This window comes from Gilvimarinus sp. DA14, from assembly GCF_024204685.1.
In the GTDB taxonomy this organism is placed as follows: Bacteria; Pseudomonadota; Gammaproteobacteria; order Pseudomonadales; family Cellvibrionaceae; genus Gilvimarinus.
Genome location: NZ_CP100350.1, coordinates 1,297,664 through 1,322,977, shown reverse-complemented (window position 1 = coordinate 1,322,977; position 25,314 = coordinate 1,297,664). Strand labels below are relative to the sequence as shown.

The following is a 25,314-nucleotide window of genomic DNA, read 5'->3' as shown; positions in this document are numbered from 1 at the left end:
GAAAATCAATTGGACGCTGGGGCCACTTAAAAGCGCATTACCGCGTAAACGGTCGGGCCCTCGAACAAACTGTCGAAAGAGCTGGTGAGATAATCGCCATTCTTGGTGACTCCGTAATCAATATAGCGATATCCGGCCCCCAGACCAAAGCTGTCGGTCAGAGCATAGTCAATTTCCAGTTCGATGGCTGTCAGCTCGCCGTCGTAGTCGTCATAGTTCAGTGATAGCCAACCCAGGGTGGATGAGACTTCGATGCGCTCGGTCAGATGCCATTGACCAAATAGTACAATATTGGGCAGGGGGGCAGTGACATCGCTCGATTCCGAACCCAGCGATTCGGTGCGCTCATTGGCAATCAGAGTGGCATCGATCTCCATGCCGAATTTCACCACGTGAACCCCGAGGCCGGCATCCAGCTTAATACTGTCCGATTGGTACAGTTGGTAGCCTAAATTGATAATGTACAAGTCGGCGTTGAATTTAGAATCCAACTGAACATTGCCATCCAACGAGTCGATATCGGTGGGAAGATCCAGATCGCCGAACTCTACGTGAAAATCTGCATCAACTGTGCCCTCGCTATCAAACTGTGAAATATTGCCCCACAGTTGCCAGCGCTCGGCAAACTGCCATTTACCGCTGAACCAGAAATTCGTCTGCGAATCATCGTGCCCCAGCGTTTGCAGATTTAGATCCGTACCGGCTTGTCCTTCCCGGGCGGATGAGACGGTGGCGTCGGTGGTTTGCGCAAAAGCGCCGAGTTTAAGCTGCACACTGGGCTCTTCGGCCCAGGTGCTGGCAGAGGCGGCTAAACCAGTAGCGGCGGCCAGGGTACAGAGAGTTTTGGCGAAGTGGTTCATCTTTCTGCTAGGTCCTTTGGCTAAATTCGTGGGGCCATTGTAGGGCAAATCGGTTGAAAACACCCGAGTCGTGTCGCGAGTGTGCGCGTGGTTACGTGATAGTATGGTCGCGTCCTTCACGTTAATGCGATCCCTATGTTGTTAATCACGCTCCTGCCCGTATTGGCACCGGTTTTTATTGCCACGGCCATTGGTGTTGTTTGGGCCAAAAGTGGCGCCGAGTATCCATCGGATTTTATCGGCAAGCTAGTAATGAATATTGGTACCCCTTGCCTGATTGTTGCGTCCTTGGCGCATACAGACGTCGAGCTTGCCAGTATTTCACGGGTGGCTCTGGCGGCGGCGTTGACGATTCTACTTACCGGTATCGCCGGTGCGTTTATTTTGCGCCTGTCTGGCCAGCCCTTAGCGACTTATCTGCCGCCTTTAATTCTGCCCAATAATGGCAATATGGGTTTGCCGGTTTGTTTGTTTGCCTTTGGTGATCAGGGCCTGGCACTGGCATTGGGTTATTTTCTGGTGATGATGCTGAGTACCTTTACCTTCGGTATTACCCTGGTGGCAGGCTCGGGCAATTGGCGCCGCACGGCGGCACAGGTGGGGCGTCAGCCAGTGCTTTGGGCCATGGTGGTCGGGGTAATTATTTTGCTGGCAGATGTAGCTCTGCCCAAATGGATTGGCAATACCGTAGATTTGCTGGGCGGCTTCGCCATACCGCTGATGATGATCACCCTGGGTGTGTCTTTGGGAAGACTAAAAGTGAAGCGTTGGCAGCGCAGCATCGTTTACAGTGTGCTGCGGATTGGCGGTGGTTTACTGGTTGGTTGGCTGGTCAGTATGGCGTTGGGCTTGAGCGGTACCGAGCGCGGTGTAGTGCTGCTGCAATCGGCAATGCCGGTGGCAGTATTCACCTACTTATTGGCGTTAAGGTACGAGCGCGATCCGCAGGAGGTCGCCGCTATGGTGGTGGCTTCTACGGTTATGGCGTTTGGGGTTTTACCGGTTATTTTGTGGTGGCTTTTATAACGGTGATCGCGGCGGTCGGGTTGCTTGCGGGTTTGCGGCGCTTGCTATAGGCTTGGCGCGGCAAAAAACCGATGGAGACCGGCATGGCCAGTGTGCGTGAAATAGTGTTGACGTTTAGCTGTCAGGATAGTCTGGGGCTAGTGGCCCGGGTGGCAAGTTTATTCGCCGAGCGCGGGTTTAATATTCGCGAGTCCTCGCAGTTTGAAGACACAGATAAAAAGCGCTTTTTTATGCGCACGGTGTTTGAGTGTCCCGCCGACGTCACCCTGGATATGGTAGAGACCATGTTCACCCCGGTGGCCGAGCAATACAATATGGATTGGCAGGTCAGCGACAGCGACTGCAAGCCCAAGGTGTTGATTGCCGTATCTCAGTGGGGCCACTGTCTGAGCAACCTACTCAATAGCTGGAAAGTAGGGTCGCTGCCGGTGGATATCGTCGGCGTGGTATCCAACCACGAGGTGATGCGCCCGCTCACCGAATGGTATGAATTGCCGTTTCATTATTTGCCTATCACACCAGATAGCAAACCCCAGCAGGAGGCGGCAATCTTTGAGTTGATGCAAAGCTACAACGCCGACTGCCTGGTCCTGGCGCGCTACATGCAAATTCTCTCTGACGATTTATGCCGCAAGCTTGAGGGTAGGGCAATCAATATTCACCACTCCTTTTTGCCCGGTTTTAAAGGAGCGCGACCTTACCATCAGGCCTATGAGCGCGGGGTTAAATTGATTGGCGCCACTGCGCATTTCGTAACGGCTGACTTGGATGAGGGGCCGATTATTGAACAGGCGGTCGAGCGTGTCTCTCATGTCAATTCGCCGGAAGAGATGGCTGAAATCGGCCGCGATATCGAAGCGGTGGTGTTGAATCGGGCACTGCGTTGGCACGCCGAGCACAGAGTATTGTTAAACGGTAGCAAGACGGTGGTCTTTAGCCGCTAATAGGCGGCTCCCTCCATAATTTGGGTTGCATTGTTTTGGTGTGCACGCAAGGTGCGCTCTTCATAAAATGCGCCCTTATGGTGCGCTTGTCGGTCGTGAATTCCCATGTCCTAACGTCCCACCCGGCCTCGCCAACTTGGCGCATTTTCTGCTATTTCTGATGGTGATCATCAGGGCTTGAGCCCACAACACTACGACCATTAAGAGTCGAGACTGCAGAGAAAACGCCATGAACTTACAAAGCGACAGAATGAATCTCTCCCCCAGTGAAAAGCGCTGGCTCAATTGGTTTGGGGTAAACGGTAAATTTAATATGAGCTGGTCCTGCTGGTTAAACCGCAGCCGCTACGGGCTCATGGAGCAAGCCTTTGAAAGTATCGCCAATACGCGTATCCGGCTGATGCACCAGTGGGTTGAGTCCCAGTGGCGTCATCTTGAGAGTGTGGCGGCCAGACTGGGGCAGGACGACAGTGAGGCGACGGCGATTTTGCCCCGCCAATTGCAGCGTATGAAAGACTGTTCGGAGCTATTTTTAATTGATGCCACGGGTACGGTCAGCGAGACCACATACTCCGCGCATAAAGGTGCTCGGGATTTAAACAGCAAAGCCGTGGCAGCGGGTTTGACCGAACCCTTCTTGCACGGACCCTATGTCGACAAGTTGACCGAAACCATAGGTCCATCCAGCTCGAAATTTCACGATGCGGTAACCCTGATGTTTTATTTGCCAATTACTCTGGCCGATGGTTCACCTGGGTGTTTATGTGCACGCTACCCCAATGATGTACTGAGCGATTTAATTCAGCGCGAAGCTGGACATATTTTTACCGAATCCGGTGATAATTATTTGTTTATGGTGGAGTCCAGATTTGATAGCGCGATTCAGCCGGGTACCGCACTGTCGCGTTCACGCTTTGAGGACAGCACTTTTTCCCACGGAGAAAATCTAAAATCCGGTATTCACACCGATTTTGGTACTGTCAGCGTGCGCGAGCACACCGAGTTTGAAATTCGCTTTACCGATCCGGCCACCGGTCAGTTGCATCCTGGCGTGCGCGAAACTATTCGCAACGGCAGCAACTTGTTTGTCACTTATCCCGGCTATTCCGACTACCGCCACATACCCGTGATTGGCAAGGGCGTAACTTTCAGTTTAAAAGGCTCGCCAGATCGCTGGGGAATGATGTGCGAGGGCGATCTGGAAGAGGTCTATCGTTTTCGCTCTGTCACTTACCTGATGATGCGTCTGTACATTCTGTCGGTGTTGGTAGGTTTTGGTGGCAATGCATTGTTGCACGCCTATGCCGACTTGCCCCATTGGGCCATTAATGTGGCAACCGGTGGTTTGCTGCTGGCCGCCGGCTTGTTTTTCCGACAGCGCGGGCCCAGGCGTTTAGCACGGCGCATCGGCAAAATGACCGAGATGATTCACACCATTGCCGAGGGCGGCGGTAACCTGCGCCAGCGCCTCGACACCAAGCGCTTGGCCGCCGATGAAACCGGCGATCTGGGACGCTGGACTAACAGCTTTATTGACAACTTGGACAATATTGTCGGGGAAGTGATTGGAGCGGCGCGGGATGTGAAAAGCAACAGCGACCAAATGCTCAATCGCAACGATGAGGCGCGCGAGACTTCGCAAACCGTTTCCCAGTCCATCGAGCAAATGCTGCATTTGATTGAGTCGCAAATGGGCGATATTACTACCGCAAGTGAAACCGCCGACCGCATGAAACAAACCATGGACGATGTGGTCGAGCAGGCGCGTGAGCAGCTGGCTGCGGTACAAAGCGGAACTCAGTCGATTCGTTCAGTGGTGGAAAATTCGGCGCAAACTATCCACAGCTTAAACGCCCAGGCCAGCGAGATTGCCGGCATGGTGAGTATGATTGGCGGCATTACAGAGCAAACCAACTTGCTGGCATTAAACGCGGCCATTGAAGCCGCGCGCGCCGGTGAGCATGGAAGGGGCTTTTCCGTGGTAGCCGAAGAGGTTCGCTCGCTGGCAGGGCGCACCGCCAAGGTGGCGGATGAAATCAGCGAAAAAATTCTCACTATCCAGTCCGAGTCGGAACAGGCAGCGCGCTATATGGAAACCAGTATCGAAGAAGTTGATCGCGGTTTAAAACTGGCCGAAGCCTCTTCATCCGACAACAGTGAGCTGCATGAAATTGTCGCGAATATGTTCAATGCCATTCAGCAAATAGAGCAGAGCAGTCGGCAGAGTGGTGAGCGGGTGCGTGAGGTGGCCGATTCCAGCGGCGCCATGTCGCAGGTGTACCGAGTATTGCGCGGCAGCTCTGACCGTTTGCAAAATACGGCCGTGACCTTGCATCAGCTGGTGGATTCTTTCCAGGTCTCAGTGCGGTAACGCGTAGCTTTGAGTCAATAAGAAGCCGGGGAGTAAATAAAAAGCCGGGCATTTTAGCCCGGCTTTTTGTTGGCTCAGTGTGGCGCCGGTGGGGGACTCGGCTCGCCCAACTGCTCGGGGTAGCGGATAGATTCCACCATCTCCTGTACCTCGGCGGGAGCGGGTTTGGTAAAGCTCCACACCGTCAGGGCGACGGCCAGGTTAATTACCATCCCCAGAGTGCCTATGCCTTCGGGGGAAATGCCCAGCAACCAATACTCCGGCGTGTTGGGTAACAACGGCTCCATAAAAATGCCTTTAAACACCACGATGTAGCTCGCCGTAAACACAATGCCCGTCACCATACCGGCAATGGCCCCCTCGCGATTCATGGATTTAAAGAAAATCCCCATGATAATCGCGGGAAAGAAACTCGACGCCGCCAGGCCAAAGGCAAAGGCGACTACCTCGGCGACAAACCCCGGCGGGTTAATGCCGAGATAGCCTGCCACGGTAATCGCGACCGCAGCAGCGAGGCGGGCGAATAGCAGCTCTTGCTTTTCGGTAATATTGGGCATCAAATTGCGCTTGAGTAAATCGTGTGAGATAGACGTCGAGATCACCAACAGCAATCCCGCCGCGGTGGACAGGGCCGCGGCTACGCCACCGGCGGCAATCAGGGCGATCACCCAGGCGGGCAGCTCGGCAATTTCCGGCGTGGCGAGTACCATAATGTCGCGGTCGATGGTCATTTCGTTGCGCTCATCACCGCTATAAAACATGCGGCCATCGCTGTTTTTATCCTCCCAGCTGACTAGGCCTGTGGTCTCCCAATTTGACACCCACTCGGGCGCCTCGGCAGCGGCTACGCCTTGGGCGTCGGGGCCGTTGATGGTATCGACCATGTTCACTCGTGCAAATACCGCTACCGCCGGCGCTGTGGTGTAAAGGATAGCGATAAAAATCAGTGCCCAGCCCGCACTTTTACGCGCGTCGCGCACCTTGGGTACGGTAAAAAAGCGCACAATCACATGGGGCAAGCCAGCGGTGCCCACCATAAGCGCGGCGGTGATGAAAAACATATCGATGGTGGATTTTCTACCTTCGGTGTAGGCATTAAAGCCAAGCTCGGTACTGAGTCCGTCCAGTTTGTCGAGCAAAAACTGACCACTGCCATCGGCCAGGGTGCTGCCCATACCGATTTGTGGAATGGGTGAGCCGGTCATCATTATGCTTAAGAAAATCGCCGGCACCATAAAGGCAAAAATTAATACACAGTACTGCGCCACCTGAGTGTAGGTAATGCCTTTCATGCCGCCGAGCACGGCGTAAAAAAAGACAATGCCCATGCCGATGACGATGCCCCAGGTAATGTCCACTTCAAGAAAACGGGAGAATACTACCCCCACGCCGCGCATTTGCCCGGCAACATAGGTAAAGGAAACAAATATCGCGCAAATAACGGCGACGGTACGGGCGGTCTGTGAGTAATAGCGATCGCCGATAAAGTCCGGCACGGTAAACTTGCCAAATTTGCGCAGATAAGGGGCCAGGCAAAGGGCTAATAGGACATAGCCGCCGGTCCAGCCCATCAAATAGACGCTGCCGTCATAACCCATAAACGAAATCAGTCCCGCCATGGAAATAAACGAAGCGGCGCTCATCCAGTCGGCGGCGGTGGCCATACCGTTGGCCACCGGTGGTACATGGCCGCCCGCCACGTAAAATTCTTGGGTGCTGCCTGCGCGGGCCCAAATGGCGATTCCGATATAGAGCGCGAAGGTGAGTCCGACAATAATAAAGGTGAGGGTTTGCACGTCCATGGGTTACTTCTCCTCAACACCGAATTTGCGGTCCAGCTGATTCATCACGCGCACGTAGACGAAAATCAATACCACAAAAGTGTAAATCGAGCCCTGTTGGGCAAACCAAAAGCCGAGCTTAAAACCGCCGAGGCGAATGGCGTTTAATTGATCGACAAATAAGATCCCGGCGCCGTAGGAGACGACAAACCAGATGCTGAGCAATATCAATAGCCAGCGGATGTTGGCACGCCAATAGGCCCGCGCCGCATCTTGAGAGGCGAAACTCATAATAGGTACTCCGAATTATTGTTATTTAGGGCCTGGTTACACTAATTGACTTGTCATACAAGCGCAAGTAATCCGTTACACCCTGACGCTTCACTAGCCCACCAAAAACGTATTAATAGACAGCCGCGCATTGGCCGGATCGCGGGAAAAATCAAACTCAGAATCAATCAGCCCCGAATGCAAACTGGTGCAGCGATATAAAATTAAGCGGTTAAAGCGAGCGGCAAACTGGTCGATTTGTTGATAGAGCTCGGTATCGCCATAAATATAGCCTGCCGCTGGAGCCTTGCCGTCGCGTAGCTGATCTTCCACCGAGCGTGAGTAGGTTTTGATGCGCGTCGAATCGACCGACTCAAATCCAGTTGCGCGGTGGCGATAAAAAGCGGTGCCGCCATAGCGCTCGCTGTCGCGGTTGCATAAAAAATACACGCTGGCCAGCTCGCGTCCATTGAGTGAGTCAAAGTGCGGTAGACGCTGCAGCATTTGCAGCGTTTCGGGCGCTTGGGTAACCAGCGAATAGCTGGACTCAGCGGCGTTAATATCACCGGGCCGGGTGTCAAAAACACGAGACAGCAGCTGGGGCAAAGCCGAGCGCAGCGCTTGGGTATAAACATCAGGCGCTTCGGCTCGGTGGCCTGGGTAAAGCTTTTTTTCTCGTGCAAAGTTGCACCGACAGGCGTGCTCAATGAGTGCATCTGGGTTGAGCAAAAAATCATCAATGATTAGCACCGGCTGACGCTCGGCTCCCATCTTATGATGATAAATGCGGGCGTGCGGGTTTAATTGAACATCGTCTAAGGGCATAAAACCACGCTATGCAAAATTGTCATTATTGTTCGTTAGCATGCACTATAGCGTGGGCGCGATAAGGCGTGCAATTGTTACCCAGGAGCTAAAAATGAAAAAGTTATTGACGCTGTTTATGTGTGCCATTGCCAGTGCGGCGGTCGCCGAACCCAAGCAGCCCAATATTATATTTTTTATTGGCGATGGTATGGGAATGGAATATCTCACTGCTTATCGCCATTACCAGGATAACCCGGATACTCAAATTCTGGAGACCACCTGGTTTGACCGCCACTTATTGGGCAGCGCCAGCACTCACCCTGATGATGTGAACCAAGTGACCGATTCGGCCGCCAGTGCCACGGCACTGGCCACCGGTGTCAAAACCTATAATGGCGCCATCGCCGGTTGATCGCGATAAACAGCCGCTAGAAACGCTGTTGGAGCGCGCTAAGAAACAGGGCTACCAAACCGCCATGGTGGTCACCAGCCAAATCAACCACGCAACCCCCGCCAGTTTTGCGGCGCATATTGACAGTCGTAATAAGTACAATGAAATTGCCGATCAATACCTGGATCGTCGCTATCAAGGTAAACCCTGGGTGGATATTTTATTCGGCGGTGGACAGAGATATTTTCTGCGCGACGACCGCAACCTGGTGCAAGAATTTGCAACGCTGGGATACGCCTACGCGGATAATTACGATGACCTTGCCGCTATTGAGAGTAAACCTGCGTTGGCACTGCTGGCCGACAAAGGTCTGCCTTTTGCCATTGATAGCGATGAACCCCGTCGCCTGGCTTTTCTAACTGAAAAAGCGCTAGAGCTACTCGGCAATGAGCAGCCCTTTTTTATGTTAGTAGAGGCCAGTCAAATTGATTGGTGCGGTCACGCCAACGACATCGCCTGTGCCATGCACGAGATGCGTGACGCCGAGCAGGCGCTGCTATTGTTAAGCGCTTATGTTGCTGAGCATCCCAATACTTTGCTGGTGGTGACTGCCGATCATTCCACCGGCGGACTAAGCATGGGCAGTGGCGGTGACTACCAATGGCGAGCCGATGTGGTTCGCGCAGTTAAAGCCTCGGCTAATGTGATTACGCAGGAGTTGCTGGAGGCGTCCGATTGGTACCAAAGCTGGCAGTCACTCACATCTATTAACTTAAACGAGAGCGAGCAAACACCTTTGGCTCAGGCTCGCTTAAAGGTGTTGCGAGCCGAGACGCAAAGCGAGAAAAATATTGCCACCACGCAGCTGCGCGAGCGAGTGCTGGCGGCTATCGATACCGCTAGTGTTACCGGTTGGACCACCTCGGGTCATACCGGCGGGGATGTAGCGGTATTCGCCATTGGCGCGGGGGCAGAAAAGCTCAGTGGCCACAGGGATAATACCGATGTGGGAAAAGTGCTCTTTAAAACATTGGCGCAAAAGTAGCCTGTGAGCGCTGGCTACTGACGAATCCAGTCGGCCAGCGTCATATCGCCCAATGCCTGTTCGTGAGCTCCCTCAAATGTTTTCATCATGCTGTTTACCGCAGCATCGTTTTGCAGGGAGGAGGGCAGTAGCGTTTCTTCGACCCGCACGGCATGAAAAATTTCATACACAGTAATATGGTCCAGAGATCGGGCGGGAATCAGTTGGTTGGCATCGGTGCCGGATATTTCCACCAGCTTGTGTTTGAGCAGTTTTTTTATCATTCGCTGAATGGTTTCCGGGCCCACCGACAGGCTGGACTCCATCTTGGCAATGTAAATACCACCGCCGTCGTGGTCAAACTGGCGTGCGACCCGATGCATAATGGCAAGTCCGGTCAGCTCGTCCACCCGCGCCGAGGGCTTATTGACCCGCGAACGGGTAATTTGCTGCGCATGCTGGGAGTAAAATGCGACCGACGAGCCAATCAGTAAGATTAGCCAAGCCAAATAAAGCCAGATAAGCAGCAAAATCCCCACCGCAAAGCCTGAGTAAATGGCCGTGTAATTAGTGGAGTTAGAGACAAACAACGTAAAGCCAAAAATCGATGTCTGCCAGATAATGCCGGCAACCAGCCCCCCTAGGAATGCGTGGCGTAGCTTTACCTTGGTATTGGGAATAAACGTATAGAGAAATGTAAACAGACCAATAATAATCACATAAGGCATCAGCTTGCTTAAAAAGCCAAACACCCACCCTAGCGGTGCGAAAGCGATAGCCTGTTGTACCGCATCGCTGTTGACCAGCGCGGCGGTGGCGCCCATGGCGCTAAAGACCAGCAATGGGCCGATCATGATCACGCTGAGGTAACTGCTAAAGCGCTGCGCCAGAGAGCGACTTTCGCTGACGCGCCAGATTTCGTTGAACGAGCGCTCGATTTTTTGGATCAGGGAAATAACCGTATAAATCAACAGCCCTAGGCCCACAGACCCCAGCACCCCGACTTTAATGTTATCGACAAAGTCGAGAATATTATCCACCACGACCGGGCCGCGCTCGCCCAGTGGTGCCGCCAGAATGTTCTGCAATAATGGCTCCAGCTGGTTGTGTACGCCAAAACCTTTCAGTACCGAAAAGCTCAGGGCTAAAAAGGGCACCAGTGACAGCAGGCTGGTGTACACCAAACTCATCGCATGCAGGGTGATCTGGCCGCGCAGTAGGTCGCGCACCACAGCCACTAAAACCCGGGAGATGTGCCAAAAGTTTTGGTGCAGCTTTGAGCGGTGAGCGGTTTCAACCTGCCACAGCCAGCCGTCCAGCCGCTTAAACGCCGCCTCGATTTTACTGCTCAGTGATGGTTGTTGACCTGCCGAATCGGCCATATTGCAATCCTCGCTTCTGGTTGATCAGCATAGCGAACCGCTGCTGGCCACTGCAAGCGTAAAAATGCTTGCGCGGTTAACGAAACTGGTTAATATCCACCTTTTTTTGAGACCGCGAGAATGATCTCATTTAATGCCTTTCGCACCTTGGGTTTGGCCAATACCACTTTTATTAAGCCCGAGCTTTACCTACAGCATCGCGATCTGCTCAGTCAGACAGACTGGGTGTTGTTTCCCGAATACTGGCAGGTAAACGCGCTGGTATACGGCATGGGGTGTCGTATCTTCCCTAGCTTGGCCAGCTACGCAATTGGACACAATAAAATAGAGATGACCCGCGCCTTTGAAATCGTCGCGCCGGCTCATACCCCCACCACTTTGATTGCGGCCAATACCGATAGCGAAGCCGAGCGGGTATGGCAGGCGATGGATTTACCGTTTGTGGTAAAGCTGGCTAAATCCAGTATGGGGGAGGGGGTGTGGCTGGTGGAAAATCTAGCTGACTTTAATCGCTATCGCGCGCTTACCGATGTGATCTACGCCCAAGAGTATTTGCCCATCGATCGGGATATTCGCGTGATTGTGGTGGGAACCCAGATGGTGGCCGCCTATTGGCGGCATCAGTCGGAGCAGGGGTTTTATAACAACGTGGCGCGCGGCGGCATTGTCGACCACTCGCCCGTGCCCTATCAGGCGGTGCAGCTGGCCTTGCAGGTGGCGGCACGTCTGGGGGTTAACCACGCGGGGTTTGATATCGCCATGGTGGGCGCTCACCCTTACTTACTGGAGTTTAACCGCCTGTTTGGCAACCAGGGCATTGCCGGTGGTGGCGCCACCTTAACCGGCGCCATTCGCGATTATCTGGCCCAGTGCACCCCGGCCAGTGAAAAAGCCTCAGCGGTTCCCATCGCCCTGTCGCCAGAGGTCGGTTAAGCCGTTATTCCTGTGCCAGCGCATTGGGCGAGTGGTTGTTGGTTTGTGCGCCTCTACCCTCGCGCACCAGGCTTAAAATAGTCCAGCCCGCACCCGGCTTAAATTTTTCATCGGCCAGGTAGGGCTTGAGTTTGCCGCGTTCGTTAATGCCGAACAGCAGTTGCGCGTCTGGATCCTGGCGGCGCAGGTCATCAAAGCTAAATTCATCGGTCAGCTTAGTGGTTTTGATTTCGGCTCCGGCGTGAATCAGGCTGGCCAGTTTGGCATAGGTTAAATCTGGATTGAACAGGGGCAAGCCCTTTAGCTGATTCGAAACCTGGTGCTTTTCTGACTGATTGGTATCGGCACTGGTGCGCACATTAAAGGTACGGTGAATGCCAAACTCATTGCGAAAGTGCATACCCGCAATCACGTTTAATTCGCGCAGCGGCGACATGGCAAGTAGGTTGCCAATGCCGGTTAAGTCCAATCTCTGGCTGGCAAACTCAGAGACCGGGTTGCCGTAGAAAGTCTTAAACCCGGCCATGCGTGCGGCGCGAATATTCTCCCAGTTTGAATCGCTAAGCAGAACCGGCATATCTTGTTGCTGCAAGGCTTTGCCGACCGTGCGCGCCACCGAATTGGCCCCCAGAATCAGTACCCCGCGCGGCTCGGGCTCGACAATCCCCAACAGCTTGGCCAGGGGGCGCGAAGTCGCACTTTGGAAGATAACCGTGCCCAGAATAACGGCGAAAGTGAGAGGCACTAACAGCTCTGCGCCTGCGTAGCCCTGTTCGGATAAGCGCAGCGCAAACAGCGCCGAGACGGCCGCCGCGACAATACCGCGCGGAGCAATCCAGCCGAGCAAAATGCGTTCGCGAAATTTAATATTGGAGCGCAGCGTTGCCAGCGCGACGGACACCGGCCGGGCGATAAACTGAATAATCAGCAGCAGTAACAGCGGCGCCAGGGCGAAAATACTCAGCAGCTGCTCCATCGGCAGGCGCGCCGCGAGAATAATAAACAGCCCCGAAATAAATAAAATCGTAAGGTTTTCTTTAAAGTTTAAAATATTGTGAATGTGCACACCGCGCATATTGCCAAGCCACATACCCATCACCGTAACCCCTAAAAGGCCGGACTCTTCGGCCAGGTGATTACACACGGTAAAAACCAAAAACAGCAGGCTTAACGTGGCTAAGTTTTGCAGATACTCTGGCAGGCGGCGGCGCGATAGCACTTTACCCAGCGCAAAGCCCGCTGCCGCGCCTATGGCGAGGCCGACAACAATAATCTCTAAAAAAAGAAACAGGCTTTGGCTAAAGGCCTGGCCCTGACTCTGGGTGACTATAAATTCGTACACCACGACCACCAGCAGCGCGCCAATGGGATCAATAACAATACCTTCCCAGCGCAAAATATTGGCTACCCGCTCCGACGGGCGCACGGTACGCAACAGCGGCGTGACCACGGTGGGGCCGGTTACCACCATTAACGCGCCGAACAGAATGGATAGCTCCCAGCTCAGGCCGAACAAAAAGTGCGTGGAGATGGCGACGATTAACCAGGTCACGGGAGCAGCCACGGTGATCATGCGCCGCACTACCGCCGAGATAGTGCCCAGCTCTTTAAAGTTAAGGGTCAGGCTGCCCTCAAATAAAATGACCGCCACCGCCAAAGAAACCAGTGGAAAAAGCAAATCGCCGAACAGGGCGTCCGGGTTTAACACCCCGGTCGCTGGCCCCAGAATCAAACCGGCAATCAGGAGAAATAAAATGGCGGGCAGGCGCGCTTTCCAGGCACCCCATTGGCACAGCAGGGCGGTGATACCAATAATGGCGATATCCAGGCCAGCATCGTGCATAAACTATCCTTTTGGGTCGGGTGAATCGCTACTCATCATAGCCGATAGCGTCTAAAATGGCGAAGGCGCCGCCCGCCTATGGTTAATAAAACGGAGGTTTACCGTGCTAGAGCGAGAAGACTTTGTCCGCAATTTTCCGGTAACAATTGATGTCGACGTGCAGTGGGGCGAAATGGATGCCTTTGGGCATGTAAACAATGTTGTTTACTATCGCTATTTTGAGTCTGCCCGCATTGCCTACATGCGTCATATTTCCGCAAAGGGGGTGTTTGATCTGGGCCGAATTGTGCCGGTGCTGGCTGAAAGCAGTTGCCGGTACTTACGCCCGGTGCGTTACCCGGACACCTTAACGGTAGGTTGTACCATTACCGAAATGCAGGAATTTGGCTTTGCACAAGAGTATGAAATATTCAGCGCTGTGCAAAATAAAGTGGTGACAACAGGGGTTGCGCGGGTGGTATTGCTGGATAAGCACTCCAAACAAAAAGCGCTACTGGCGCCCGAACTGCACGAAGAGATTAAATCCCTGGAGGCCTTGGCTTGAGCCATTTGCTAATGCGCACCAGCGGTGCCAGTTTTGACGAAGTGGCGGGCCTGATCGATCGCCTCGAAGCCGAGGATATTGAATGCTATCAAACCGACTCTGGCTTTTGGCGCCTGGGTGTGGATGGTTTATGGGTGCGCAATAGCGCTGATACTGAGCGCGCCAAACGTGTATTAGAGGAGTATCAGGCGCAATTTAGGCAAGAGGCCCAGGAGCAACACCGCGCATTACACGCCCGCGGTGAAGCTCCCAGTTTTGCCGGGCAGCTGTGGCGACATCCGGTAAAGGTGATACTCGCTCTGGCGGCCGTAGCCGCCATATTGGCGATTTCGTTGCTGCCTTTTATGCGCGGGCTTTAAAAAGTTTACGCACTCCCAAGCCGGCCAATGCCAGCAAGCCCAGCAGTCCAGTGCTGCCACCACCGCCGCTATCGCCACTGCCGCCGTCTCCACCACTGTTGTCATCTTTTGTGCTGAGTTTTGGATTAAGGTCGTCGGCGGTATCCTCGCTGGCATCCAGCACGACGATATTCTGGATCAACACAATGTGCTCTTCTGTCACAGGTAGTGTGTTGTCGTAGTCATCCTGGCTGTAATCACGCACAGGCATATTATCGAAGGGAAAGTCACCTAAGAAGTCTTCGCCGGAAAAATTGCCAAATTTAAGATCTGCAATGGCATCGATAATTGCCATGCCATTACCTGTGACTTGCCCAAATACGGTGAATCCTTGGTTTTGAGAGTCCAGGTTGCTGCTGTTATCCGCTAGGTTGATAAACCATTGGTTAGTGGCGCTGTTGGGGTTATTGGCCAGTTTGGCCATGGCAATAGTGCCGCGTTGATTGGAATAAACCGGCTCGTTAACTACTGCTTCATTAGCCGGGATTTCACTTGCTTGGTCTGCTTCTAAATCAAAACGGAAGCCGCCGCCTTGAACGACAAACCCAGGTACCGAGCGATGAAAGAACGTATCCTGATAATCTCCCGCCTCAACGTACTCTAAAAAGTTGGCTACGGTCTCGGGGGTGGTTTTATCAAACAGGTTGACTTCAAAATCGCCCATTACGGTTTGAAATTGAACCGTGGTCGCGTGAGCTGGTGCCCCTGCCAGCAGTGCTAAGGCCATTCCGGTCAGGAGTTTGCGGGAGTAGTGCATAGTGTCTCTCTTGCGTTGTGATTATTGGCGCAAAAGGTTAGCAAAAAGCGTACGCGGGAATTGTTAGAAAATGTAGGGTTTCGTCAGACCTCAGACGTCTATTGCGTATGCAGTTTATGCATCGCCTTATTCCACTCGCCGTTTACAGCCAGCGGCAAAGCATCGATTGCTCTATCAATGGATTCGTCAATCAACTGCTGCTCGGCGCTGCCAGCACGCTTTAATACGTGGCCGGTCACTTTTGAGGCGTGGCCCGGGTGACCAATGCCAATACGAATACGGGCAAAGTTTTTGTTGTTGCCTAAAGCGCTGATGGTATCGCGCAAACCGTTATGGCCGCCGTGACCGCCGCCGATTTTTAACCGCACTACGCCCGGGTTTAAATCCAGCTCGTCGTGGGCGACTAAAATGGCCTCGGGTTCAATTTTATAAAACTGCGCGAGGGCGCCAATGGCCTGGCCGCTGCGGTTCATAAAAGTGGTGGGAATTAGCAAGTGCACCTGGCGCGAGCCGAGGTTAATGCGGGCGGTGTTACCGAAGAATTTTTTCTCGGGGGAGAGGCTGGTGCCTGCCTGGCGAGCCAGTTCAGACACCAGATCGGCGCCGGCGTTATGACGGGTTCGGTCGTATTCGCTGCCCGGGTTGCCCAGGCCGACGATCAACTGAACCGCTGTATCCATAAAGCTCGGCGCCTAGTAACGATTACTCGCTATCGCCTTCAGCGTCTTCGCCTTCGGCTTCGTCGTCATCGGTGCCGCCTTTCGGCTTGTTGATGGCCACAACCGGCAGGTCGTGATCTTCACCGTGAGACAGGGCTACCGAGGTAACACCTTTAGGCAGCTGAATGTCGGAGATGTGAACCACTTGACCCACTTCAACGTCTTTCAGATCAACTTCGATGAACTCGGGCAGATCGGCAGGCAGACAGCTAATTTCCAGCTGTACCATATTGTGAACAATATTACCGCCTTGCATCTTAACGCCTTTGCTGGTGTCTTCGTTCAAGAAGTGCAGCGGTACGCTGGTGTTCAGCTTCTTGGTCTTAGAAACGCGCATAAAGTCGGCGTGCACGATCTGTGGCTTGGCCGGGTGGCGTTGCAGATCTTTCAGGATTACGTCTTCGGCTTTATCGTCAATCACCAGTGAGATGATGTGCGAGAAAAAAGCTTCGTTTTCCAGTTGTTTGGTCAGGTCTTTGTGGCTAACGCTGATGTTGGCAGGCTTTTTCTTGCCGCCGTACACGATAGCGGGAACTTGACCGTCCAGACGACGCAGGCGGCGGCTCGCACCTTTCCCCGCATCCTCACGGCTTGTAGCATTCAATACAAAATCTTCACTCATTGTGAATATCCTCGTTTAGTCCATACAGGTCCGCGACCAGAACACTGCATGGGGTTGTGTCATGCTGCTTTGTAGCGATTACGCCGCAGCGGTTATCTGAGCTTCCGGTTACAGTTATCTGTTAGCGGAACATCGCACTCAGAGATTCTTCGTTGCTCAAGCGGCGTACCGCTTCAGCCAGCATTCTTGACAGGGTCAGTACTCGTACTCGGCCGCAGGCGGCTACTTCTGGGCGCAGCGGAATAGAATCGGTGACGACCAGTTCATCCAGCTCCGAGTTGTTGAGGTTATCTACCGCCTTGCCAGATAAAACCGGGTGAGTGGCGTAGGCCACCACTCGTTTGGCGCCTTGCTTTTTCAGCGCGGAGGCGGCGTTGCACAAGGTGCCAGCGGTATCGACCATGTCGTCTACCAGCAAGCAGGTGCGGCCCTCAATCTCACCAATAATGTTCATAATTTCGGCCACATTAGCGCTGGGGCGGCGTTTATCGATAATCGCCAAATCCACACCCAGTTGCTTGGCCACGGCGCGGGCGCGAACCACACCGCCAATGTCTGGCGATACCACCACCAGATCTTCAAATTTTTGTTTTTCGATGTCTTCCAACAGTACCGGCGAGCCGTATACGTTATCGACGGGCACATCGAAAAAGCCCTGAATCTGCTCGGCGTGCAGGTCGACCGTAAGCAAGCGGTCGATACCGGCTCCCACCATCATGTCGGCCACCACCTTGGCGGTAATGGGTACCCGGGCGGAGCGCACGCGGCGATCCTGGCGAGCGTAGCCGAAGTAGGGCACCACGGCAGTAATACGCCCAGCCGATGCTCGGCGCAGGGCATCGACCATAACAATCAATTCAATCAGATTGTCGTTGGTGGGCGCACAGGTGGGCTGCACCACAAAAACGTCCCGTCCACGGACGTTTACGTTCAACTCAATGGCTACTTCGCCATCGCTGAACTGAGAAACGGAAACATCACCTAAAGTCATCCCCAGTTGATCGACAATCTTTTTTGCAAGATCGGGGTTGGCATTGCCGGTAAAGACCATTAAGTCCGTCACGTCAGGTACCCTTTTTGTCTACAGTGTGGTTCGGTTTATCAGCATAGTGCAGATAAAACAAAAGCACTGCGCCGGGCGCAGTGCTGTATTTTTAATCCCGGCATCAGGGCCAGAGTGAAGTCAGGGGATGGTGTCTTCAAGCTCTAGCAGGGGCGCTAGAGTTGCGCCGCAACGGGTACCGAGGAAAATATGGCTGGGGTGGAAGGATTCGAACCTTCGCATGACGGGATCAAAACCCGCTGCCTTACCGCTTGGCTACACCCCAGTGGTGCTTAGTCAGAGACCAGATCATACAATGGCGATTTGACAATGCCTTGGGCGACAAAACCGGGTAAATTTTCCGGTGCCTGGGCCAATACTTGATTGGCTTCAGGCTCGCTCTCGAAGGCTGCAAATACGCAAGCTCCAGTGCCTGTCATTCTCGCAGATGGTGAAAATTTTTTCAACCAAATCAGTGCGTTATCCACTTCAGGGTAAAGCTTTCTAACCAGTGCTTCGCAGTCGTTTTGACTGCCCCCCTGCGAGAAGGCCGCTACTTTAATGGGGCGTGTGTCTCTTGTCAAATCTTTATGGCAAAAAATTTCAGCGGTACTGACATGACATTGGGGGGTAAGAACAAGATACCAGCAATCTGGTGTTTTTATGGGCGATAGCTGCTCGCCAATGCCTTCAGCCCAGGCGGTGCGGCCGTTAATAAATACCGGTACATCGGCGCCGAGCCCGGCGCCGATGGTTAAAAGTTCTGCCCGTGAAAGCCCCAGTTGCCAGAGTTTATTAAGCGCCACCAGGGTGGTGGCGGCATTGCTGCTGCCGCCACCAATGCCGCCACCCATAGGCAGGCGTTTATGCAGATGAATATCAACCCCAGGCAGCGGGCCGGGCGCTATCTTTTGCAAGGCCCGTGCGGCGCGAATAATCAGGTTTTCTTCAAAACAGACGCCGGGAAGCTCTGGGGTCAGCCGCAGGCTAGCGTCTTGTCGCAGATTAAAAGACAGGGTGTCGCCATAATCGAGCAGTTGAAACAGAGTTTGCAGTTGGTGATAGCCATCGGGTCGGCGCCCGGTAATGTGCAAAAACAGGTTGAGCTTGGCGGGCGCCAGCAGCGTCAGTTCAGTCACGCTGTAATTCCCACTGATTAATCGCAACGGTAAGGCGAATATTTTCGCCACCGGGTGTTTGCGTGGTGGCGCTGAGCAGGCTGGGCAGCCACAAACCCTGCTGCTGATAATAGCGTTTAAAGTGCAGTTGCCAGCCCAGCTGGCTGAAGCGCTCCGGCAGCTGGTCGTCGCGATAGCTTAGCTGCGTTACCTCGGTATCGGCCACGGGTAGGCCCAGTACCCAGTAGCGCAGGGCGCTGACCGGTAAGTCCCAGCCGGTGGCCTGGAAAATCAATGCCTCGGGCGACTCGGCGCTGATGGGGGCGTGCTCGCCATCGCGCAGTACGACACGGCCGGGCTCGCCGTTTATCTCGACCCGGCCCTGACCCAGGGGGCCGGATAGGCTAATAAAGAAAGAGTCATTGTGCTGCTGCCAGCTGAGCCGCGCCGAGCCGTTATCATCCGGCAGGCGTACACCCAGCTTGCCCTGTAGTTGCCATTTTTCCAACGCGCGCAGCGCCTGCTGGTTGGCCGACAGGTTGAGAGAATCCGGGGATTGTTCCGGCAGTTGGGCGCAGTGGCTCAGCAGCAAGGCTACACTCAACCAGCCCAGGAAGCGCCCGGCGTGTTGCAAACGAGTACGCAGCATTACAGGGAATCCGGCTCTATGCCCAGCCGCTTGATGGTGCTGTGTATGTATTCACTATCCGGGTCAATTTCCAGCCCCTGGCGCCATACGCTGCGAGCTTCGTCCTGCTGGCCGGAGACCCATAAAACCTCGCCCAGGTGGGCGGCAATTTCGTGGTCTGGGTAAGCGCTCATGGCGCGCTCTAGATAGCGCAGGGCAATTTCCAGATTGCCCAGACGATACTGCACCCAGCCCATGCTGTCGATCGTGGCCGGGTCATTGGGCTGCAGCTCGAGGGCGTGCTTTATATAGTCGTAGGCCTCGGCGTAGCGCTCGGTGTTTTCCGTGAGTATGTAACCCAGGGCGTTGAGGGCGGCGGCATTGTCTGGGTCATACTCGATAATACTGCGTAAGTCCTGTTCCGCCTGGGCCAGGTTGCCGAGGCCATCGTGCACCATTGCGCGCGAGTACAATAGCGTCTGGTCTTCGGGATTGCTCTCAAGTGATTCATTTAACAGCTGCAGGGCGCGCTCGTGCTTACCGGCCGCCAACAGCTGTTGGTTGTAAATTAAAGTCAATTCGGTGCTGTGGTCCGTTTCGGGCCCTTCCTGCATAAAGCCCAGCAGTTGCCGATAATAATTGTCGGCGCTGGCGGGTTGGTTTTGCTGCAGGTAAATCGCAAACACACGGGCCGTCGCGCTGTAGAAGTTTTCCCCGGGTTCTACCTCTTGGTAATGGCGCAGGGCTTCGTCCAGCTCGCCGCGTTGCTCGGCCAGTTTGCCGAGAAAAAAATGCGCTTCGCCAGTGCTTTGGTTCATCTCTAGCAGGGCGTAATAGGCAGTTTCGGCGGTGTCGACGTCGCCGCGCTCCTCGGCAATCAGCGCCAGTGCGCGCTGCAACTGCGGGTCGCCGGGACTGGCATCGGCGAGAATTTGAAACTGTTGTTGCGCCGCATTCAAATCGCTAAAAGTGAGTAGTCTGGCGTATTGCAGGCGCGCGCGATTGTTGTCCGGGTCTTGCTCCAGTTGGGTTTCTACCAGGGCGATCGCTTCATCGGTGCGCCCCAGCTCGTGCAGCAGTCCGGAGTTAAGCACGAGTGCATGGGTGTTGTCTGGCTCTAACTGCATGGCACGCTCTGCCAGCTGCAGGGCTTCTATGCCGCGCCCCTGTTGTTGCAGTAACAGACCGGTACCAATCAGTAGCGGGACATTTTGCGGTTCTTTTAAGCGTTGTTGCTGGTATTGCTCCAGCAGTACCTCACGCTGAGTATCGGTGATTTCCTGGCCGTTGGCGGCGATGCTTTGCAGCAGTGCACCATTGTCGCGGGTGTGGGCCTTTTGGGTCGCACTAAAGGCCTCCAGCAAGCGGTCAGCCTCAATCAATGCCAAAATGGCGGCGGCTTGAGCCTCTTCGTTATCGGGGTCGGCCTCGGCCCACAGGGTGGCGGCGCTGAGAGCAGCTTGCTGGTCCCCGACGTAGCGAGAAATCATATAGGCTCGCTCGGCTACTTGCGGGTCTCCGGTCTGTTCGGCCTGCTGCAGATAATTAGCGAGGGCGACGTCAAAGCGGCCACGGCTGCCGGCCACCTCGGCGCTCAGTAGTGCGTAAAGAGTGTCGCTGGTAAAAGGGCGCGCGGGTACGGGCTCAGGGGCCGGTTCGACCTTTGCGACAGGCTCAGCTGCGGGGGCTTCGGATTCGGGGGTTGGAGCTTGGCTGGCGCAGCCAATTAAACCTGCCAGAACTAACACTGGCGCCACTTTGGGTACTACTTTCATTACCTATTCCTGAGTTTGTGCCGTCTGTAACCCGAGCGCGGATTGCCAGAGGGTGTAAACTGCCTCTTGTCAGCGGGCGTTGTGAGCTGGAAAATGACGCCCCTTATCTCGGCACCGACTGTTTCTGCATGACATTATTGGCATTTGGCATCAATCATACAACGGCTCCTCTGCATATTCGAGAGCGGCTTGCTTTTGCGCCGGATGCGGTCGTGCCGGCGTTGAACGAGGCTCGCGCCCGTGCCGGTGCTCGGGAAATAGCAATTCTCTCCACCTGCAACCGCACCGAAATATATGTTGATTGCGAGCGGGACTCGCGCCAGCTGATCGATTGGCTGGTGGAGCATTCCAACCTCAGTGCCGACGAGCTGGCCTCCTGCCACTATATATGGGAGGACGAAGAGGCCCTGCGCCATATGATGAAAGTGGCCGGCGGCCTGGACTCGCTGGTACTGGGCGAGCCGCAGATTCTCGGCCAGATGAAATCCGCCTACACCCAGGCAAAAGAGGCGGGTGCGGTAGGGGCGCAGTTGCACAATGCCTTTCAGCAGGTGTTTGCGGTGGCCAAACAGGTTCGCAGCCAAACCGCAATTGGTCAGAATCCGGTATCCGTGGCCTACACCGCCGTCACCTTGGCGCAGCAGATTTTTTCTGACTTGAAACAGGACACCGCGCTGCTAATTGGCGCCGGTGAAACCATTGAACTGGTAGCGCGACACCTGGCCGAGCAGGGCATTAAGCATATTATTGTCGCCAACCGCACTCTGGGGCGGGCGCAGGAGCTGGCCGGTCAGTACGCTGGCGAAGCTGTGTTGCTCGCCGATATTCCCGAGGTTTTACACCGCGCGGATATTGTGATCTCCTCCACCGCCAGTCAGTTGCCCCTGCTGGGCAAGGGCGCAGTAGAGTCGGCACTGAAAAAACGCAAACACAAACCGATTTTTATGCTCGATATTGCCGTGCCCCGGGATATCGAAACCGAGGTGGGCGACCTGGACGATGTTTACCTCTACACCGTGGATGATTTAAACACGGTGATCGACCAAAACCGCAAAAGCCGCGAAGAGGCGGCTGAGCGGGCGATGGAAATTATCGAGCTGGGCGTTAGTGCCTATCGCCGCGAACAGCGTGCCTTGGATGCGGTGGATACCATTCGCGCCTACCGCAAAAAAGCGGATGAGCTGCGTGAACAGGAGTTGCAAAAAGCCTTAAAACAGTTGCAAAGCGGCGGCGACAGCGAAAAAGTGGTTGCTCAACTGGCTCGCAATCTCACCAACAAACTGCTGCACGCGCCCACCACAGCGCTGCGCGAGGCCAGCGCCAAAGGGCAAAGTGATACCCTGCGGCTGGCCCATGAATTATTTGCGATAACGCAAGACGACTTGGATAACAGCGAGAACGAATGAAAGCATCAATTCTGGAAAAACTGGACAAACTCAGCGAGCGCAGCGAAGAAGTCAGCGCGCTTTTATCGGACGGCGATGTTATTACCGATCAGGACAAATTCCGCGAGCTGTCGAAAGAGTACGCCGAGCTGGAACCGGTGATGGCCACCTACAACGCCTATCGCACGGTAATGGATGACTTAGAAGAAGCCCGCTCAATGCTCGATGAGGGCGACGCCGATATGCGCGAAATGGCCCGCGAAGAAATCGATTCGGGCGAGGCGCGCAAAGAAGAGCTTGAAATAGAGCTGCAAACTCTGCTGCTGCCGAAAGACCCCAATGACGATAAAAACGTGTTTTTGGAAATTCGCGCCGGTACCGGCGGTGACGAGGCTGCCATTTTCTCGGGCGATTTATTCCGTATGTACTCGCGTTACTGCGAGAAAGTGGGCTGGAAAATTGAAGTGCTGAGCGAAAACCCGGGTGAGCACGGCGGCTATAAAGAAATTATTTCCCGCGTAAGCGGCACCAATGTGTATTCGCAGCTAAAGTTTGAATCCGGTGCGCACCGCGTGCAGCGGGTGCCCGAGACGGAATCACAGGGGCGTATCCATACCTCTGCCTGTACCGTAGCAGTAATGCCCGAGGCGGACGAGCTGGAAGAGGTCAACATCAACAAGGCCGATATTCGGGTCGATACCTTTCGCGCTTCCGGCGCCGGCGGTCAGCACGTTAACAAAACCGACTCGGCCATTCGTATTACTCACATTCCCACCGGCGTGGTAGTGGAGTGTCAGGATGAGCGCTCGCAGCACAAAAACCGTGCCCGCGCCATGAGCTTGTTGGCGGCAAAATTAAAAAGCGCACAAGAAGAGTCCTCAGCCGCGAGCATAGCCGAAGAACGTAAATCGCTGGTGGGCAGCGGCGATCGCTCTGAACGCATTCGCACCTACAACTATCCTCAGGGGCGGGTGACCGACCACCGTATCAATTTAACCTTGTACAAGCTCGACGAGGTGATGCAGGGCGCCTTGGATGAGGTGATCGGGCCTTTGACGCAGGAGTATCAAGCCGATCAGTTGGCGGCACTGTCGGAATAATATGCTCAGCATTCGCGACGCGCTGAAGCAGGCGACCGAACAATTACAAAGTGCCAGCGACAGCGCACGGCTCGATGCCGAAATGCTGTTAGCGTTTGTCTGCCAGCGCGATCGCACCTTTCTTTACACCTGGCCGGAAAAAGAACTGGATGCACTGCAGCAAGAGCAATTCTCTGCGCTCATTGCGGCGCGCGGCCAAGGCGAGCCCATCGCTTATTTAATCGGCGCCCAGGAATTTTGGTCGCTGCCGTTACACACGGCCAAAGATACGCTCATACCGCGCCCCGAAACCGAACTTTTAGTAGAAACGGTACTGCAACTCGGTGTGGTCGAGTCGGCCCGCGTTTTGGATTTAGGCACGGGCACGGGCGCTATCGCCCTGGCTCTAGCTTCAGAAAAAAAACAGTGGCGCATCACGGCGGTGGATAAAATGCCAGGTGCGGTGGCCCTGGCACAGGCGAACAGCGAACGCTTGAATTTACCCATCCGCGTGCTGCAAAGCGATTGGTTCAGTGCCCTGGAAAATGCCGAGCCTTTTGATGTGATTGTCAGCAATCCGCCTTACATTGCCGATAGCGACCCGCACTTACTGCAGGGCGATGTACGCTTTGAACCGCACACAGCGCTGACCTCAGGCGCCGATGGTCTGGATGATATTCGGCTGATTATTGAACTTGCACCGCAATTTTTAACTGCTGGTGGTTGGCTGCTTTTTGAGCATGGCTGGCAGCAGGCGGACCAAGTGCAGCAATTGCTGCAGCAGGCAGGTTTTGCGAACGTGCGTAGCGAAAAAGATCTGGCAGGGCACCAGCGAATCACCTTAGGGCGGTGGCATGGCTGAATTAACCGATCAACAATTGCTGCGCTATTCGCGGCAAATTATGCTGGGCGAGATGGACATTGCCGGGCAGCAGGCACTGTTAGATGCGCGGGTTTTGATTGTCGGTGCCGGCGGCCTGGGAGCACCGGTGGCGCTTTATCTGGCGGCGGCCGGGGTGGGCGAGCTGATTATAGTCGATGACGATACTGTCGAGCTTTCCAACTTGCAGCGCCAAATTATTCACACCAGCTCGCGCATTGGCCAAACGAAAGTAGACTCAGCCAAAGCGCAGCTTGCAGATATCAACCCCGACGTACAGGTGCAGGCGCTTTGCGAGCGTTTAACCCCTGCGCGCCTGGATGAGCTGTTGTCCGGAGTGCAGGCAGTGGTAGATTGCTCGGATAATTTCAGTACCCGCTTTGCCATTAACCGCGCTTGCGTACAGCACAGGGTACCCTTAGTTTCCGGGGCAGCCATTCGTCTTGAGGGCCAGCTGGCGGTATTTGATTCGCGCCGCGCCGATAGCCCCTGCTACCGCTGTTTGTACGAAGAGCAAAACGATGAAAACTTAAGTTGCGCTGCCAGCGGTGTCCTTGCACCGTTGGTGGGGGTGATTGGTTCGGCGCAGGCGCTGGAGACCATAAAACTGTTGGCGGACTTTGGTGATACACTGGCCGGACGTATACAATTTTACGACGCTAAAAACGGACGGTGGCGGGAGATGCGGTTACCTAAGGACCCGGACTGTCCTGTTTGTAGTGACCGCTAAGTTGC

At 54.5% G+C, this 25,314-nt stretch carries 25 protein-coding genes and 1 tRNA gene; 12 read left to right on the top strand and 14 right to left on the bottom strand.

Annotated features, from left to right (window positions below; all coding sequences use genetic code 11):
* Positions 1 to 26 precede the first annotated feature (26 nt).
* Complete coding sequence (locus NHM04_RS05940; RefSeq protein WP_254266079.1) at positions 27 to 860, bottom strand: DUF481 domain-containing protein; 834 nt, start codon at positions 858 to 860, stop codon at positions 27 to 29.
* 135 nt (positions 861 to 995) lie between these two features.
* Here NHM04_RS05940 and NHM04_RS05935 point away from each other — a divergent pair, with 135 nt between their 5' ends.
* The 3 genes from NHM04_RS05935 to NHM04_RS05925 all read left to right on the top strand — a co-directional run bounded on the left by NHM04_RS05935 (position 996) and on the right by NHM04_RS05925 (position 5,201).
* Positions 996 to 1,886, top strand: a complete 891-nt coding sequence (locus NHM04_RS05935) for an AEC family transporter (protein WP_254266078.1) — start codon at positions 996 to 998, stop codon at positions 1,884 to 1,886.
* 83 nt (positions 1,887 to 1,969) lie between these two features.
* A complete protein-coding gene (purU, locus tag NHM04_RS05930; RefSeq protein WP_254266077.1) occupies positions 1,970 to 2,830 on the top strand; it encodes a formyltetrahydrofolate deformylase in 861 nt (286 codons plus the stop codon).
* A 229-nt stretch (positions 2,831 to 3,059) separates the two neighbouring features.
* Positions 3,060 to 5,201, top strand: a complete 2,142-nt coding sequence (locus NHM04_RS05925; protein ID WP_254266076.1) for a methyl-accepting chemotaxis protein — start codon at positions 3,060 to 3,062, stop codon at positions 5,199 to 5,201.
* A gap of 74 nt (positions 5,202 to 5,275) precedes the next feature.
* Here the strand turns inward: NHM04_RS05925 and NHM04_RS05920 are convergent, their stop codons facing one another.
* From NHM04_RS05920 to NHM04_RS05910, 3 genes are all read right to left on the bottom strand, one after another.
* On the bottom strand, positions 5,276 to 7,003 hold the full coding sequence (locus tag NHM04_RS05920; protein WP_254266075.1) for a sodium:solute symporter family protein: 1,728 nt from the start codon (positions 7,001 to 7,003) through the stop codon (positions 5,276 to 5,278).
* A gap of 3 nt (positions 7,004 to 7,006) precedes the next feature.
* Positions 7,007 to 7,273, bottom strand: a complete 267-nt coding sequence (locus NHM04_RS05915; RefSeq protein ID WP_020210853.1) for a DUF4212 domain-containing protein — start codon at positions 7,271 to 7,273, stop codon at positions 7,007 to 7,009.
* A 93-nt stretch (positions 7,274 to 7,366) separates the two neighbouring features.
* Positions 7,367 to 8,077 (bottom strand): DUF6445 family protein, encoded by a 711-nt coding sequence (locus tag NHM04_RS05910; protein WP_254266074.1) that lies wholly within the window; start codon positions 8,075 to 8,077, stop codon positions 7,367 to 7,369.
* Between the two features lie 94 nt (positions 8,078 to 8,171).
* Here NHM04_RS05910 and NHM04_RS05905 point away from each other — a divergent pair, with 94 nt between their 5' ends.
* Both NHM04_RS05905 and NHM04_RS05900 read left to right on the top strand, forming a co-directional pair.
* Entirely contained in the window at positions 8,172 to 8,471 is a 300-nt protein-coding gene (locus NHM04_RS05905) for an alkaline phosphatase (RefSeq protein ID WP_254266073.1), read from the top strand.
* Positions 8,452 to 9,495, top strand: coding sequence for an alkaline phosphatase (locus NHM04_RS05900; protein ID WP_254266072.1), 1,044 nt, complete (start codon positions 8,452 to 8,454; stop codon positions 9,493 to 9,495). Before NHM04_RS05905 ends, NHM04_RS05900 begins: the two co-directional genes overlap by 20 nt.
* A gap of 14 nt (positions 9,496 to 9,509) precedes the next feature.
* Here NHM04_RS05900 and NHM04_RS05895 read toward each other — a convergent pair whose 3' ends face one another.
* Complete coding sequence (locus NHM04_RS05895; protein ID WP_254266071.1) at positions 9,510 to 10,856, bottom strand: YihY/virulence factor BrkB family protein; 1,347 nt, start codon at positions 10,854 to 10,856, stop codon at positions 9,510 to 9,512.
* Positions 10,857 to 10,976: 120 nt separating this feature from the next.
* Between NHM04_RS05895 and NHM04_RS05890 the strand changes: the two genes are divergently transcribed.
* A complete protein-coding gene (locus NHM04_RS05890; RefSeq protein ID WP_254266070.1) occupies positions 10,977 to 11,789 on the top strand; it encodes a RimK family alpha-L-glutamate ligase in 813 nt (270 codons plus the stop codon).
* 4 nt (positions 11,790 to 11,793) lie between these two features.
* Here NHM04_RS05890 and NHM04_RS05885 read toward each other — a convergent pair whose 3' ends face one another.
* Positions 11,794 to 13,632 (bottom strand): sodium:proton antiporter, encoded by a 1,839-nt coding sequence (locus NHM04_RS05885; protein ID WP_254266069.1) that lies wholly within the window; start codon positions 13,630 to 13,632, stop codon positions 11,794 to 11,796.
* Positions 13,633 to 13,735: 103 nt separating this feature from the next.
* Here NHM04_RS05885 and NHM04_RS05880 point away from each other — a divergent pair, with 103 nt between their 5' ends.
* Both NHM04_RS05880 and NHM04_RS05875 read left to right on the top strand, forming a co-directional pair.
* Positions 13,736 to 14,176, top strand: coding sequence for a thioesterase family protein (locus tag NHM04_RS05880; protein ID WP_254266068.1), 441 nt, complete (start codon positions 13,736 to 13,738; stop codon positions 14,174 to 14,176).
* A complete protein-coding gene (locus tag NHM04_RS05875; RefSeq protein WP_254266067.1) occupies positions 14,173 to 14,535 on the top strand; it encodes a DUF6164 family protein in 363 nt (120 codons plus the stop codon). Before NHM04_RS05880 ends, NHM04_RS05875 begins: the two co-directional genes overlap by 4 nt.
* Here the strand turns inward: NHM04_RS05875 and NHM04_RS05870 are convergent.
* The 8 genes from NHM04_RS05870 to NHM04_RS05835 all read right to left on the bottom strand — a co-directional run bounded on the left by NHM04_RS05870 (position 14,519) and on the right by NHM04_RS05835 (position 21,235).
* The gene (locus NHM04_RS05870; protein WP_254266066.1) at positions 14,519 to 15,331 is read right to left on the bottom strand and encodes a peptidylprolyl isomerase; all 813 of its coding nucleotides are present in this window, start codon (positions 15,329 to 15,331) and stop codon (positions 14,519 to 14,521) included. The genes NHM04_RS05875 and NHM04_RS05870 overlap by 17 nt on opposite strands.
* Before the next feature lie 98 nt (positions 15,332 to 15,429).
* Positions 15,430 to 16,011: an aminoacyl-tRNA hydrolase gene (gene pth, locus NHM04_RS05865; RefSeq protein WP_254266065.1), complete on the bottom strand. Its 582-nt coding sequence runs from the start codon at positions 16,009 to 16,011 to the stop codon at positions 15,430 to 15,432.
* 22 nt (positions 16,012 to 16,033) lie between these two features.
* The gene (locus tag NHM04_RS05860) at positions 16,034 to 16,672 is read right to left on the bottom strand and encodes a 50S ribosomal protein L25/general stress protein Ctc (protein WP_254266064.1); all 639 of its coding nucleotides are present in this window, start codon (positions 16,670 to 16,672) and stop codon (positions 16,034 to 16,036) included.
* 121 nt (positions 16,673 to 16,793) lie between these two features.
* A complete protein-coding gene (locus NHM04_RS05855; RefSeq protein ID WP_305881968.1) occupies positions 16,794 to 17,723 on the bottom strand; it encodes a ribose-phosphate pyrophosphokinase in 930 nt (309 codons plus the stop codon).
* 202 nt (positions 17,724 to 17,925) lie between these two features.
* A tRNA-Gln gene (locus NHM04_RS05850) sits at positions 17,926 to 18,000 on the bottom strand.
* A gap of 7 nt (positions 18,001 to 18,007) precedes the next feature.
* A complete protein-coding gene (gene ispE / locus NHM04_RS05845) occupies positions 18,008 to 18,853 on the bottom strand; it encodes a 4-(cytidine 5'-diphospho)-2-C-methyl-D-erythritol kinase (RefSeq protein ID WP_254266062.1) in 846 nt (281 codons plus the stop codon).
* The gene (lolB, locus tag NHM04_RS05840) at positions 18,846 to 19,481 is read right to left on the bottom strand and encodes a lipoprotein insertase outer membrane protein LolB (RefSeq protein ID WP_254266061.1); all 636 of its coding nucleotides are present in this window, start codon (positions 19,479 to 19,481) and stop codon (positions 18,846 to 18,848) included. The genes ispE and lolB overlap by 8 nt, the downstream gene beginning before the upstream one ends.
* Positions 19,481 to 21,235, bottom strand: a complete 1,755-nt coding sequence (locus tag NHM04_RS05835) for a tetratricopeptide repeat protein (RefSeq protein WP_254266060.1) — start codon at positions 21,233 to 21,235, stop codon at positions 19,481 to 19,483. Before NHM04_RS05835 ends, lolB begins: the two co-directional genes overlap by 1 nt.
* Before the next feature lie 128 nt (positions 21,236 to 21,363).
* Between NHM04_RS05835 and hemA the strand changes: the two genes are divergently transcribed.
* The 4 genes from hemA to NHM04_RS05815 are packed head-to-tail and all read left to right on the top strand — an operon-like array spanning position 21,364 to position 25,309.
* Positions 21,364 to 22,641, top strand: coding sequence for a glutamyl-tRNA reductase (gene hemA / locus NHM04_RS05830; protein WP_254266059.1), 1,278 nt, complete (start codon positions 21,364 to 21,366; stop codon positions 22,639 to 22,641).
* Positions 22,638 to 23,720 carry a peptide chain release factor 1 gene (prfA, locus tag NHM04_RS05825; protein WP_254266058.1) on the top strand — a complete coding sequence of 361 codons (1,083 nt, stop codon included), beginning with the start codon at positions 22,638 to 22,640 and terminating at the stop codon, positions 23,718 to 23,720. The genes hemA and prfA overlap by 4 nt, the downstream gene beginning before the upstream one ends.
* Before the next feature lies 1 nt (position 23,721).
* On the top strand, positions 23,722 to 24,561 hold the full coding sequence (prmC, locus tag NHM04_RS05820) for a peptide chain release factor N(5)-glutamine methyltransferase (RefSeq protein WP_254266057.1): 840 nt from the start codon (positions 23,722 to 23,724) through the stop codon (positions 24,559 to 24,561).
* Positions 24,554 to 25,309, top strand: a complete 756-nt coding sequence (locus tag NHM04_RS05815; RefSeq protein ID WP_254266056.1) for a molybdopterin-synthase adenylyltransferase MoeB — start codon at positions 24,554 to 24,556, stop codon at positions 25,307 to 25,309. The genes prmC and NHM04_RS05815 overlap by 8 nt, the downstream gene beginning before the upstream one ends.
* Positions 25,310 to 25,314: the final 5 nt, after the last annotated feature.